The 12,378-nt window shown below is 64.4% G+C and carries 10 protein-coding genes; 9 read left to right on the forward strand and 1 reads right to left on the reverse strand.

Translation table 11 applies throughout. The annotated features are described in order from the left end of the window. Window positions 1-3 precede the first annotated feature (3 nt). From ftsW to lpxC, 8 genes are all read left to right on the forward strand, one after another. The gene (gene ftsW / locus ACDC66_RS13770) at window positions 4-1,185 is read left to right on the forward strand and encodes a putative lipid II flippase FtsW (protein ID WP_376697308.1); all 1,182 of its coding nucleotides are present in this window, start codon (window positions 4-6) and stop codon (window positions 1,183-1,185) included. Continuing rightward, the gene (gene murG, locus ACDC66_RS13775) at window positions 1,182-2,243 is read left to right on the forward strand and encodes an undecaprenyldiphospho-muramoylpentapeptide beta-N-acetylglucosaminyltransferase (protein WP_376697309.1); all 1,062 of its coding nucleotides are present in this window, start codon (window positions 1,182-1,184) and stop codon (window positions 2,241-2,243) included. Before ftsW ends, murG begins: the two co-directional genes overlap by 4 nt. Further along, a complete protein-coding gene (gene murC, locus ACDC66_RS13780) occupies window positions 2,240-3,667 on the forward strand; it encodes a UDP-N-acetylmuramate--L-alanine ligase (protein WP_376697310.1) in 1,428 nt (475 codons plus the stop codon). The genes murG and murC overlap by 4 nt, the downstream gene beginning before the upstream one ends. Further along, window positions 3,664-4,590, forward strand: a complete 927-nt coding sequence (locus tag ACDC66_RS13785) for a D-alanine--D-alanine ligase (RefSeq protein ID WP_376697311.1) — start codon at window positions 3,664-3,666, stop codon at window positions 4,588-4,590. The genes murC and ACDC66_RS13785 overlap by 4 nt, the downstream gene beginning before the upstream one ends. Continuing rightward, entirely contained in the window at window positions 4,557-5,330 is a 774-nt protein-coding gene (locus ACDC66_RS13790; RefSeq protein ID WP_376697312.1) for a cell division protein FtsQ/DivIB, read from the forward strand. Before ACDC66_RS13785 ends, ACDC66_RS13790 begins: the two co-directional genes overlap by 34 nt. Beyond that, entirely contained in the window at window positions 5,323-6,552 is a 1,230-nt protein-coding gene (ftsA, locus tag ACDC66_RS13795; RefSeq protein ID WP_376697313.1) for a cell division protein FtsA, read from the forward strand. Before ACDC66_RS13790 ends, ftsA begins: the two co-directional genes overlap by 8 nt. Before the next feature lie 177 nt (window positions 6,553-6,729). Next, window positions 6,730-7,899, forward strand: a complete 1,170-nt coding sequence (gene ftsZ / locus ACDC66_RS13800; RefSeq protein ID WP_376697314.1) for a cell division protein FtsZ — start codon at window positions 6,730-6,732, stop codon at window positions 7,897-7,899. A 218-nt stretch (window positions 7,900-8,117) separates the two neighbouring features. After that, window positions 8,118-9,032: a UDP-3-O-acyl-N-acetylglucosamine deacetylase gene (gene lpxC / locus ACDC66_RS13805; protein ID WP_376697315.1), complete on the forward strand. Its 915-nt coding sequence runs from the start codon at window positions 8,118-8,120 to the stop codon at window positions 9,030-9,032. A 161-nt stretch (window positions 9,033-9,193) separates the two neighbouring features. On the opposite strand, the gene ACDC66_RS13810 is transcribed toward lpxC, so the two are convergent. Further along, a complete protein-coding gene (locus ACDC66_RS13810) occupies window positions 9,194-9,508 on the reverse strand; it encodes a DciA family protein (RefSeq protein ID WP_376697316.1) in 315 nt (104 codons plus the stop codon). Window positions 9,509-9,646: 138 nt separating this feature from the next. Here ACDC66_RS13810 and secA point away from each other — a divergent pair, with 138 nt between their 5' ends. Continuing rightward, on the forward strand, window positions 9,647-12,370 hold the full coding sequence (secA, locus tag ACDC66_RS13815) for a preprotein translocase subunit SecA (protein WP_376697317.1): 2,724 nt from the start codon (window positions 9,647-9,649) through the stop codon (window positions 12,368-12,370). Window positions 12,371-12,378: the final 8 nt, after the last annotated feature.

Consider the following 12,378-nt stretch of genomic DNA (forward strand, 5'->3'; position numbering starts at 1 on the left):
GCCATGGGACAGGTGAAACAGGCATATCGCACAAGAGACGCCGCACCGTCGGCCGGGCTCGACCAGGTCATCCTGCTGGCCACCCTCGGGCTGCTGGTGGTGGGCGTGATCATGGTTGCCTCGACTTCGATCGCCGTGGCCGAAGGCTATTCGGTATCGGTGTGGCATTTTCTCATCAAGCACCTGGTGTACATCGGTCTGGGTGTGGCCGCGGCCATTTCCCTGCGCTTTATCGGTACCCGGCAGATGCAGTGGCTCGCACCCGTGGCCTTCCCCTTGTCCGTACTGATTCTGCTGCTGCCGTTCGTGCCCGGGCTTGGACACGAGGTCAATGGCTCCACACGCTGGATCGACCTCGGCGTGGCCCGGTTCCAGGTGGTCGAGGCGGCCAAGCTGATGATGATCGTTTTCGTTGCCGGCTACCTGGCCAAGCGGCCGCAGCTCGGCCAGGCACGCTTTATCGAAACCCTCAAGCCATTGCTGCTGGTTGGCCTGCTGGCTGCCATGCTGCTCAAGCAGCCCGACATGGGATCGGCCGTGGTCCTGGGCGCCATCGTCGGCGGAATGATCTGGCTCGCCGGCGCGGCCTGGAAGCACCTGTTCGTGCTCGGTCTGACCAGCCTGCCGCTCCTGACCTTCGCCGCACTCGAGCCGTATCGGCTGCAGCGCGTGATGACTTTCGTAGACCCCTGGGCGGATCCGTTCAACAGCGGCTTTCAGTTGACCCAGGCGCTGATCGCCGTGGGCCGCGGGCAAATCGACGGTGTCGGACTGGGCGCGAGCGTGCAGAAACTCTTCTACCTGCCCGAAGCGCACACCGACTTCATCTTTGCCGTGCTGGCCGAAGAGCTGGGGCTGATCGGAATCGTTTTCGTGATGATGCTGTTCTCGCTCCTGGTCGGGCGAATCTTTCTCATCGGTATCCAGGCGCACCGTCAGGAACGCCCATTCTCGGCTTTCATGGTGTGGGGTATCGGTCTCTGGATCGGTATGCAGGCACTGGTGAGCATGGCCGTGAATCTCGGCATGCTGCCGACCAAGGGGTTGACCCTGCCGTTGATTTCGTCGGGCGGCAGCAGCCTGATCATGACGCTCGTCGCTATCGGTGTCGTGCTGCGCGTTCAGTGGGAATTGAGCATGGAGGCACGACAGCAGCCGCGCCGACGCCGGGGGTGGCAGGTATGAGTTCACCTCGCGTGATGATCATGGCCGCCGGAACCGGCGGGCACATCTTTCCAGGCCTGGCCGTGGCATCAATTCTGCGGCAGCGGGGTGTCGAGGTGAGCTGGCTGGGTACGCCGAACGGCCTGGAGAACACCCTGGTGCCGGCTGCCGAGTTCAAGCTCGAGCGCATTACCATTGCCGGGCTTCGCGGTCGCGGTGTCGCCGGCTGGCTGGCCGCGCCGTGGCGAATTTACAAAGCGATCCTGCAGGTCCGCAGAGTGATCCGCAAGCAACGGCCCGACTGTGTGCTGAGCATGGGCGGCTACGTCGCTGGGCCCGGCGGCCTGGCCGCGCGTCTGCAGGGCATACCGCTGGTCATTCACGAGCAGAATGCCGTTGCCGGCCTGACCAATCGCTGGCTGCGACCGCTGGCCCGGCGGGTCTTGACGGGCTTCCCGGACACCCTGGCCGGAGGGCAGCACGTGGGCAACCCGGTGCGGGCCGAGATCGCCTCACTGCCCGAGCCCGATGCGCGCTTCGAAGGCCGCGACGGCCCCCTGCGAGTGCTCGTGATCGGCGGCAGCCTGGGCGCGCGCGCCTTCGCACGCGTGGTGCCCGACGCGATTGCCCGCCTGCCCGAATCGCGCCGTCCGCGAGTGCTTCACCAGGCCGGCCGCCAGTTCGACGCGACGAAGGAAGCCTACGAACAAGCCGGGGTCGAGGGCGAGGTCGTGCAGTTCATCGACGACATGGCCGGCGCGTGGGGCGAGGCCGACGTGGCCATTTGTCGTGCCGGTGCCTTGACGGTGGCCGAACTGGCCGCCGCGGGCCTGGCCTCGGTCCTTGTGCCTTTTCCGCACGCCGTCGACGATCACCAGTTCAGCAATGCCCGCTACCTGGTGGACGGCAAGGCCGCCTGGCTGGTGCGCGAGTTCGATTTCGACGCACGCTGGCTGGCTGAGCATCTGGGCGCAATGGCACGCCCGCACCTGCTATCCATGGCCCGCAATGCCCGCGCCCTGGCGCGGAACGGTGCAGCCGAGGCCGTGGCGGATGCCTGCCTGGAGGTAGCCGCATGATGACACAAAGGCACGCGCCCAGTCTGATGCACCGAACGCGCCGCATTCACCTGGTGGGGATCGGTGGCGCCGGCATGTGCGGCATTGCCGAAGTGCTGATCAACCTCGATTTCGAAGTCAGCGGATCGGACCTGCAGCGGTCCACGACCGTCGTTCGCCTTCTGGATATGGGCGCCGATATCAAGATCGGTCATGCCGCCGATAACCTCGGCGATGCCGATGTGGTCGTGGTCTCGGGGGCGGTGCCGGAAGACAATCCGGAAGTGATGGCCGCCCGCGAGCGCCGTATTCCGGTCATCGCACGTGCCGAGATGCTGGGCGAGTTGATGCGCTTTCGCCAGGGCATCGCCGTCGCCGGTACCCACGGCAAGACGACCACTACATCGCTGGTTGCGACCCTTCTTGCCGAGGGCGGGCTGGATCCGACCTTTATCGTGGGTGGCCTGGTCAACGCCTTCGGCACGGGCGCGCAACTGGGCCAGGGTCGATATCTGGTCGCCGAGGCGGACGAATCCGACGGCTCCTTCCTCAAGCTGCAGCCGGTAATTTCGGTCGTCACCAATATCGATCGTGATCATCTCGACGCCTACCAGGGCAGCTTCGACCAGTTGCAGCGCGCCTTTCTGGAATTCCTGCATCACCTGCCTTTCTTCGGCGTGGCGGTGTTGTGCATCGACGACGCCCACGTGGCCGAACTGATTCCCGAGGTGGGGCGCACCGTGGTGACTTACGGCTTCGACGAGCAGGCCGACGTGCGGGCGACCGGCGTCCACCAGACCGGCCGGCACATGCATTTCGACCTGTGGCTTCCAGGGGAGGAGAGCGCCCGGGCCGTCAGCCTGGCCCAGCCGGGCCGGCACAACGTGCTCAATGCGCTCGGTGCCGCCGCCGTGGCCAGCGAGGTCGGTATTACGCCCGAGGCGATCGTCCGCGGCTTGCAGGACTTCGGTGGAATCGGCCGCCGCTTCGCCGAGATCGGTACGCTCGACGTGGCCGGCCGACGAGTCCTGGCCTTCGAGGACTATGGCCATCACCCGACCGAGCTGGAGGCCGTCATTCAGGCCGCGCGCGAGGGCTGGCCCGACCGGCGCCTGGTGCTGTTCTTCCAGCCGCATCGTTATACCCGTACCCGTGACCAGTTCGACGACTTCGCGCGCGTGCTCTCCAGCGCGGATTCTCTCGTGCTGGCCGATCTCTACCCGGCCGGCGAACCCGCCCTGTCCGGGATCGACTCGGACACGCTGGCCAAGGCCGTAGGAAGGCGGCGTGAAATACCCATGCGTCGAATCGGCCCCGTCAGCGAGGCGGTCGATGTCCTGCCCGATTTGCTTCACGACGGTGATCTGCTTCTGGTCATGGGTGCCGGTGACGTCGGGCGCCTTGGTGGATTGTTGAGAGAACGCTACGCCGGGGAGGCCACATGACGCTTGGTGATCCGCGCAAATTCGGACAGGTAGCCCTGGTCGTCGGTGGTGAAAGCGGCGAACGCGAAGTCTCGCTGCGGGGCGGGCGCGCTGTAGCCGCCGCGATGGACAAGCTCGGCATCCAGTACAGCGTGGTCGATGGGCCGCGGCGTTTGCTCGAGCACGTCGCCGCCGGCCATTACGACCGCGTGTTCAACCTGCTGCACGGCCGTGGCGGCGAGGACGGCACCTTGCAGGGCGCTTTGCGCATCTACGGTGTGCCGGTGACCGGCTCAGGCGTGCTTGCCTCGGCGCTGACCATGGACAAGGTCCAGAGCAAACGGATCTTTACAGCCTGCGGCCTGCCGACGCCCGAATGGGCCGTGGCGAGCAGCGCGTCCGACAGCGAGCGAATCCTGCAGTCGATGACCCCGCCGCTGTTTGTAAAACCCGTGCGGGAAGGGTCGAGCCTGGGCATGAGCCGGGTCATGGAAGCCGGCCAGCTTCAGCCTGCGCTGGAGAAAGCCCTTTCCCACGATGAAACGGTACTGGTCGAGCCGATGATCCGGGGCGTCGAGTACACCGCGGCCGTCCTGGATGATCGGGTCCTCCCGCTGATTCGCCTGGAGACACCGCGCGAGTTCTACGACTACCAGGCCAAGTATGAATCGGGCGATACGCAGTATCGCTGCCCCTGCGGCCTGGACGGGGCCGCGGAGGCGCGCCTTGCCGAGTTGTGCCTGACCGCCTTCCGGGTGCTGGGCACCTCGGGCTGGGGTCGGGTGGATCTGATGGTGGATGAAGACGAGCAGCCCTGGCTGCTGGAGGTGAACACGACGCCGGGCATGACCGATCACTCGCTCATGCCCATGGCCGCGAAAGCGGCGGGAATCGAATTCGAGGAACTGGTATGGCGGATTCTGGAAACCAGTCTGAACGGTTGATACGGCCGGCCTGGCTGGCCACGGCGGTGCTCGCGGGCGCAGCCCTGCTGCTGGCGCTGTGGCTGCGTTCGGGCCTGATCGGCGGTGACCAGTGGCCGATTCGCTGGCTCGATGTCGCCGGAGAGCTGGAGCGTACCAGCGCCAGCCAGGTGCGCGGTGCCGTCGCCGAGGAAGCCGGCCGCGGGTTCTTCGCGGTCGACCTCGAGAGCGTTCGCACGCGGGTCGAGGCGCTGCCCTGGGTGGCCCGGGCCGAAGTGAGTCGCGAGTGGCCCGATGCGCTGCTCATCGACATCATCGAACACAGGCCGGTGGCGCGATGGAACGACGACCGGCTCTTCAGCCACGGCGGAGAATTATTCAGCGTAAGCGGCAGTGAGGGGATGCAGGGGCTGGCGCAGCTGCGCGGGCCCGAATCCCGCGGCGGCGATGTGCTCGAGCGCTGGCAGGCCATGCGCAGCCGGCTCGGCAGCGTGGGCCGTGACGTGGTCGAGCTCTCTGTCGATGAACGTGGTGCCTGGCGCGCCGTTCTCGATAACGGCGTCACGCTGGTGCTGGGAAGGGAGCAGGTGACCAAGAGACTGGCGCGCTACATCGGCGCGCAGGCCGCCCTGGACGACTTTGATCGGCCGGTTCGGCTCATCGACATGCGCTACACCAACGGCCTGGCGGTGCGCTGGGCCGACGCGCAAACAGAACGCGACAGCGACACGCCAAAGGGAGAAGAAGCGACACATGGCTAAACGACCGGACAAATCGCTGGTCGTCGGACTGGATATCGGCACCAGCAAGATCGTTGCCATCGTCGGCGAGGTTCAGGCCGACGGGCAAGTGGAAGTGGTCAGTCTGGGTTCGCATCCTTCGCGCGGGCTCAAGCGTGGCGTGGTTGTGGATATCGAGTCGACCGAGCAGTCCATCCAGCGCGCCATCGAGGAAGCCGAGCTGATGGCGGATTGCCAGATTCACTCCGTTTTTGCCGGAATCGCCGGCAGTCACATCAGCTCGCTCAATTCTCACGGCGCGGTGGCGATCCGGGACAAGGAGGTCACCGATGGCGACGTCGAACGCGTACTCGAATCGGCGCGCGCGGTGGCCATCCCGGCGGACCAGCGCATCCTGCACGTGCTGCCGCAGGAGTACGTCATCGATTCCACCGACGGCATCCGCCAGCCGGTGGGTATGTCCGGTGTGCGCCTGGAAGCGCGCGTTCACCTGGTCACCGCCGCGGTCAGCGCGGTCCAGAACGTCACCAAGTGCGTCGCCCGCTGCGGATTGCAGGTCGACGACCTCATCCTGCAGCAGCTGGCGTCCAGCTACGCGGTACTCAGCGAGGACGAGAAGGACCTGGGGATCGTGCTGGTCGATATTGGTGCGGGCACGACTGATATCGCGGTATTCACCGAGGGTGCGATCCGCTACACGGCCTGCATTCCGATTGCCGGTGACCTGGTCACCAACGACATTGCGGTGGCGCTGCGTACCCCGACGGTGCACGCCGAGGAAATCAAGATCAAGTACGCCTGCGCGCTCGAGCAGATGGCCAGTTCCGACGAGACCATCCAGGTACCCAGCGTGGGCGACCGGCCGCCCCGGCGCCTCGAGCGTCAGACCCTGGCGCAGGTGGTCGAAGCGCGCTACCGCGAGCTCTTCCATCACGTCCACAAACAACTGCGGCAGTCCGGCTTCGAATCGATGATTCCGGCCGGCCTGGTGCTGACCGGCGGTGGCTCGAAGATGGAAGGTGTGGTCGAGCTGGCCGAGGAAATCCTGCACATGCCGGTTCGGTTGGGCGCGCCCCAGCACGTCACCGGCCTGTCGGAAGTCGTGAACAACCAGATTCATTCGACCGGCGTGGGTCTTCTGATCTACGGCAGCCGTATGGAAGGACCGCGGCGCACCGGACTGGCGCGTGGCGGGGAAAGTCTCTGGAACCGTATCAAGAACTGGTTCCAGGGAGAGTTTTGAAATGGGAGCGACTGGCTTCCACGAGTGTTTGCCCGAACTCGATGTACCTCGGGCAAGGCATGGGAGCGGCACAAAGCGTCCGGCAAGAAGGCGCGTGCCGCCATCCCTTAGTAAGAGAGTGTTCAGGCCAAGACCGGCCTTTGTTGATCGACATGGCGAGCGAAAGGAGAAACCGACATGCCTTTTGAATTGATCGAAAATTACACACCCGGTGCGACCATAAAGGTCGTCGGGATAGGCGGAGGCGGCGGAAACGCCGTCAACCAAATGGTCGAACAGGCCATCGAGGGCGTGGAGTTCATCTGCGTCAACACTGACTCACAGGCACTGCGCAACTTCTCGGGCAAGTCCACGCTCCAGATCGGATCGGGCGTGACCAAGGGCCTGGGCGCCGGCGCCAACCCCGAAGTGGGGCGGCAGGCGGCGCTGGAAGACCGCGACCGCATCAGCGAGATGCTGGAAGGCTGCGACATGGTGTTCATCACCGCCGGCATGGGCGGCGGCACCGGAACCGGGGCCGCGCCGGTGGTGGCCCAGACTGCCAAGGAAATGGGCATCCTGACCGTGGCCGTGGTGACCCGGCCCTTCCCCTTCGAGGGGCAGCGTCGCAGCGCCGTGGCCAAGCAGGGCATCGACGAGTTGTCGCATCACGTCGACTCGCTGATCACCATTCCCAACGGCAAGCTGCTGAGCGTGCTGGGTGGCGAAGTGACCCTGCTCGACGCTTTCAAGTCGGCCAACCAGGTGCTCTCGGGCGCGGTGCAGGGCATCGCCGAACTGATCACGCGGCCGGGCCTGATCAACGTCGACTTTGCCGACGTGCGCACGGTCATGAGCGAGATGGGCATGGCCATGATGGGCGCCGGCACTGCCAAGGGCGAGGATCGTGCCCTGATGGCCGCGCAGTCGGCAATCGGGTCACCGCTGCTCGAAGACGTCGACCTCAACGGTGCCTGCGGCATCCTGGTCAACGTCACTGCCGGCATGAACCTCAGCATGAAGGAGTTCGAGGAAGTCGGCACCACCGTCGCCGACCTCGCCAGCGAGGACGCTACGGTTGTCATCGGCACGGTCATCGATCCGGACATGAATGACGAGTTGCGCGTGACCGTGGTGGCCACCGGCCTGGGGTCGCAGCGCCCAAAGCGCGAAGAGCGGCCGATGGAAGTCGTCCGCACCGGTACCGATAATCGTGCCGCATTCACCGCGACCGAGGAAGAGCAGCACGCGCAGGGCACGCGCGACCGGCGCCAGTCCGAACCGGGCGAGAGCCGCAAGCTCTTTGGTGAGCAGAAGGAAATGGACTATCTCGATATTCCGGCCTTCCTGCGCAACCAGGCCGACTGAGGCTGCCGACTGTCTCGGGGGTTGATGCAGTCGAAAAACAAATCGCCGGCACGGGCGTCTGACTCGCCACGGACGCCTGGCCGGCCGGTTTGTGTCATGGATACGACGCCGAATGTGGTTTTTGGGCAACACATGTGGCAATTTTCACGAAAAATTGCTTTTTCGCGACACATGGCTGTGCTATGCTCCGCGGCGTCAACCAGCAATCGGTTAACGCAGTGATCCGACAAAGAACACTCAAGAACGTCATCCGCGCCACCGGCGTGGGTCTGCATACCGGAGAAAAGGTCCTGATGACCCTGCGGCCGGCGCCCGCCAATAGCGGTATCGTCTTTCGCCGTGTCGACCTCGATCCAATCGCGGAAATCAAGGCCGAACCCCACCTGGTGCGTGACACCGCCTTGTCGACCACCCTGGTCAACGACGCGGGCGTGCGCGTGGCCACGATCGAACACCTCATGTCTGCGCTCGCCGGACTGGGGATCGACAACCTCTACATCGACCTGAGTGCCGCCGAAGTGCCGATCATGGACGGCAGTGCCGGCCCGTTCGCATTCCTGATCCAGTCGGCCGGTATCGCCGAGCAGAACGCCCCGAAGCGCTTCATCCGGCTCAAGAAGACCGTCGAGGTGCGCGATGAGGACCGCTGGGCGCGATTCGAGCCGCATGAAGGGTTTCGAGTCAATTTCACGATCGAATTCGACCACCCGGTCATTCGCTCACATTCCTGCCAGGCCGACGTGGAGTTCTCCACCACCTCCTACCTCAAGGAAGTGGCCCGTGCGCGCACCTTCGGCTTCATGCGCGACATCGAATACCTGCGCCAGCGCAACCTGGTACTCGGCGGAAGCCTCGACAACGCCGTCGTGCTCGACGATTACCGCGTACTCAACGAGAACGGCCTGCGATACGAAGACGAGTTTGTCAAGCACAAGATACTCGACGCCATCGGCGATCTCTATCTGCTCAATCGCAACCCGATCGGCGCGTTCTTCGGCCACAAGTCCGGCCACGAACTCAATAACCAGCTCGTCCGCCAGATCCTGGCCGACGAGACGGCCTGGGAAGAGGTCACCTTCGAGGACGACGAGCCGGCGCCGATTTCGTATGTGCAGCCGGCACAGGCAGTCTGAGAAAGCTTCGAGAGCTACTGCGCGAGCGACTGACGGCGTCCGGCGGTGCTCGGAATCCTCATGTATTCGCACATACACTCCGGTTCCTGCGCTCCGGCGGCCACCGTCAGTCGCCCGCTCGCTACGCTCTCGAAACTTTCTATAGACAAATCTAACCGTTCCTAGTGAAGCCGGGGGACGACGATCACCCTCGTCCCCTCCAGCCGCTCGTCAAGCTGCCGATTCGCCTCCCTGAGCAGGTCATCTGCCATCAGGCGGGCGCGGCTGGCCCAGGCGGGGCTGGTGGCGGCCAGGACGAGGGTTTTGCCCTCGATGCAGGCCAGGCCGATGTGCTCGCGCATGCTGCCCGGGAGGACCTGGCGCAGGCTGGCGTCGAGTCGGTCGAGGGCGCGGGCGGTGGCCAGCAGGCGGGAGAGCCCGTCATGGCCGGCCGAAACGTCCGATATCTCGCGCTCTCTGCGGCGATCATTGCTCATCACCCGAATTCCTGGGGCGGAAACCCTGCAGTTTAACGCCTTGGGAGGCTACAATGGCAGGCTGTGCTTGTGCCCGTGCGGTGTCGGCCCCAAGTAGATTCACTTCGGAAGAACCACTTCTTAGCCAACGGACGATTCATGCTCAAATCCCTGATCACCAAGGTGGTGGGCAGCCGCAACGAGCGGCTGATCAAGACCCTCTACAAGGATGTCGAGGCGATCAACGCCTTCGAGCCGGAATTCCAGAAACTCAGCGACGCCGATCTCAAGGCCAAGACCGCGGAGTTCCGCAAACGTCACAGCGACGGCGAGAGCCTCGACCAGCTTTTGCCGGAAGCCTTTGCGGCGGTACGCGAGGCGTCCGTACGGACTCTCGGCATGCGTCACTTCGACGTCCAGCTGATCGGCGGCATGGTGCTGCACCAGGGCAAGATTTCCGAAATGAAGACCGGTGAGGGCAAGACCCTCGTCGCCACGCTAGCCGTGTATCTCAACGCCATTCCTGACAAGGGCGTGCACCTGGTTACGGTCAACGACTACCTGGCCCGCCGCGACGCCGAGTGGATGAAGCCGATCTACTCGGCCCTGGACCTGAGCGTTGGCGTATCGGTGCCCGGCATGAGTCCCGACGCCAAGCGCGAAGCCTACAACGCCGACGTTACCTACGGCACCAACAACGAGTTCGGCTTCGACTACCTGCGCGACAACATGGCCTTCTCGCTGGAACAGCGCGTGCAGCGCGGCCGGCACTTCGCCATCGTCGACGAAGTTGACTCCATCCTGATCGATGAGGCGCGAACGCCCCTGATCATCTCCGGCCCCACCGACGAAGGCCCCGACATCTACGTCAAGATGAACCGGATCGTTCCGCAGCTCCAACCGCAGGAAGAAGAAGAGGGGCCGGGTGACTTCACCATCGACGAAAAGACCAAGCAGGTCTACCTGACCGAAGATGGCATGGCCAAGGTTGAAGGCCTGCTGGCCGAGGCCGGCATGATCGAGTCCGGCGCCAGCCTTTACGACTCGGCCAACCTGGGCCTGATGCACACACTCAATGCCGCGCTGCGCGCGCACCACCTGTTCCACAAGGACACCGACTACATCGTGAGCGACGGCGAGGTGATCATCGTCGATGAGTTCACGGGGCGCACCATGCCGGGACGGCGCTGGTCCGAGGGTCTGCACCAGGCCATCGAGGCCAAGGAAGGCGTACCCATTCAGCGCGAGAACCAGACCCTGGCGTCGATCACCTTCCAGAACTATTTCCGGCTGTACGAAAAGCTCTCGGGCATGACCGGCACGGCCGACACCGAGGCGTACGAGCTGCAGTCCATCTACGGCCTGGAAGTGGTGGTCATTCCCACCCACAAGCCGATGGTTCGCGAAGACCACCCCGACCTGGTCTTCCTGACCAAGCAGGAAAAATTCGACGCCATCGTCGCCGACATAACCGACTGCGTGTCCAGGGGGCAGCCGGTGCTCGTCGGTACCACGTCGATCGAGAATTCCGAGCTCATCGCCAACGAGCTCAAGAAGGCGGGCATCAAGCACGAGGTGCTCAACGCCAAGCAGCACGAGCGCGAGGCGCACATCATCGAGCAGGCCGGCCAGCCCGGCGCGGTCACCATCGCCACCAACATGGCCGGCCGTGGTACCGACATCGTGCTCGGCGGCAATCTCGAGGCCGAGCTGCGCGACCTGGGCGAGGATGCCAGCGAGGAAGCTCGTCGCAAGGTCAAGGAGGACTGGCAAAAGCGCCATGACCAGGTGATCGAAGCCGGTGGCCTGCATATCATCGGCACCGAGCGCCACGAGTCGCGGCGAATCGACAACCAGCTTCGCGGCCGCTCCGGCCGTCAGGGCGATCCGGGCTCAAGCCGTTTCTACCTTTCGCTGGACGACAGCCTGATGCGCATCTTCGCCTCCGAGCGCATGAGCGGCATGATGCAGAAACTGGGCATGCGCGACGGCGAATCGATCCAGCACCCCTGGGTCAACCGCGCCATCGAGAACGCGCAACGCAAGGTCGAGGCGCACAACTTCGACATGCGCAAGCACCTGCTGGAATACGACGACGTGGCCAATGACCAGCGCCGCGTCATCTACTCCCAGCGCAACGAGTTGATGGAAGCCGAAGACATCAAGGACACCATTGACTCCATCCGTGAAGAGGTCTTCGATCGGCTGATCAGCCAGTTCATTCCGCCCGGTTCCATCGACGAGATGTGGGATTCGGAAGGTCTCGAGCGCGCGTTGGGCGGCGAGTTCGGTATCGAGGTGCCCATCCAGCGCTGGCTAGAAGAAGATGACACCCTGGCCGAGGAAGGCCTGCGCAAGAAGGTGATGGAAGCCGTCGAGGCGCACTACCAGGCCAAGGAAGACATGGTCGGATCCTCGGTCATGCGCCAGTTCGAGAAGGCATTGATGCTGTCGATTCTCGACCAGCAGTGGAAGGAACATCTCGCCGGCATGGATTACCTGCGCCGCAGCGTCGGATTGCGCAGCTTTGCGCAGAAGAAGCCGCAGCAGGAATACAAGCGCGAGGGCTTCGAGATGTTCACCGAAATGCTCGACAGCATGAAACACGAGGTGATGAAGGGCCTGGCGCGTGTGCGTGTTCGCAGCGAGGACGACGTTCAGGCGGTCGACCAGCAGCGAAAGCGCGAAGCGCCGATGCAGTTCCAGCATGCCGAGGCCCAGTCAGCCACCGGCGAAGGCGCTGCAGGTGGCGACCGGCCGGACGGCCAGGGCACCGACAAACCCGACACCTTTGTGCGTCACGGCCGCAAGGTTGGCCGCAACGAGCCCTGTCCCTGCGGGTCCGGCAAGAAATACAAGCAGTGCCACGGGAAGCTGGGGTAAGGCGCGTT

Source organism: Wenzhouxiangella psychrophila (assembly GCF_042310375.1).
Lineage (GTDB): Bacteria > Pseudomonadota > Gammaproteobacteria > Xanthomonadales > Wenzhouxiangellaceae > Wenzhouxiangella.

What these genes read in the sequence shown, in the direction of transcription:
- ftsW (WP_376697308.1), top strand. Translation starts at nt 4, where the DNA reads ATGGGACAGGTGAAACAGGCATATCGCACAAGAGACGCCGCACCGTCG.
- murG (WP_376697309.1), top strand. Translation starts at nt 1,182, where the DNA reads ATGAGTTCACCTCGCGTGATGATCATGGCCGCCGGAACCGGCGGGCAC.
- murC (WP_376697310.1), top strand. Translation starts at nt 2,240, where the DNA reads ATGATGACACAAAGGCACGCGCCCAGTCTGATGCACCGAACGCGCCGC.
- ACDC66_RS13785 (WP_376697311.1), top strand. Translation starts at nt 3,664, where the DNA reads ATGACGCTTGGTGATCCGCGCAAATTCGGACAGGTAGCCCTGGTCGTC.
- ACDC66_RS13790 (WP_376697312.1), top strand. Translation starts at nt 4,557, where the DNA reads ATGGCGGATTCTGGAAACCAGTCTGAACGGTTGATACGGCCGGCCTGG.
- ftsA (WP_376697313.1), top strand. Translation starts at nt 5,323, where the DNA reads ATGGCTAAACGACCGGACAAATCGCTGGTCGTCGGACTGGATATCGGC.
- ftsZ (WP_376697314.1), top strand. Translation starts at nt 6,730, where the DNA reads ATGCCTTTTGAATTGATCGAAAATTACACACCCGGTGCGACCATAAAG.
- ACDC66_RS13810 (WP_376697316.1), bottom strand. Translation starts at nt 9,508, where the DNA reads ATGAGCAATGATCGCCGCAGAGAGCGCGAGATATCGGACGTTTCGGCC.
- secA (WP_376697317.1), top strand. Translation starts at nt 9,647, where the DNA reads ATGCTCAAATCCCTGATCACCAAGGTGGTGGGCAGCCGCAACGAGCGG.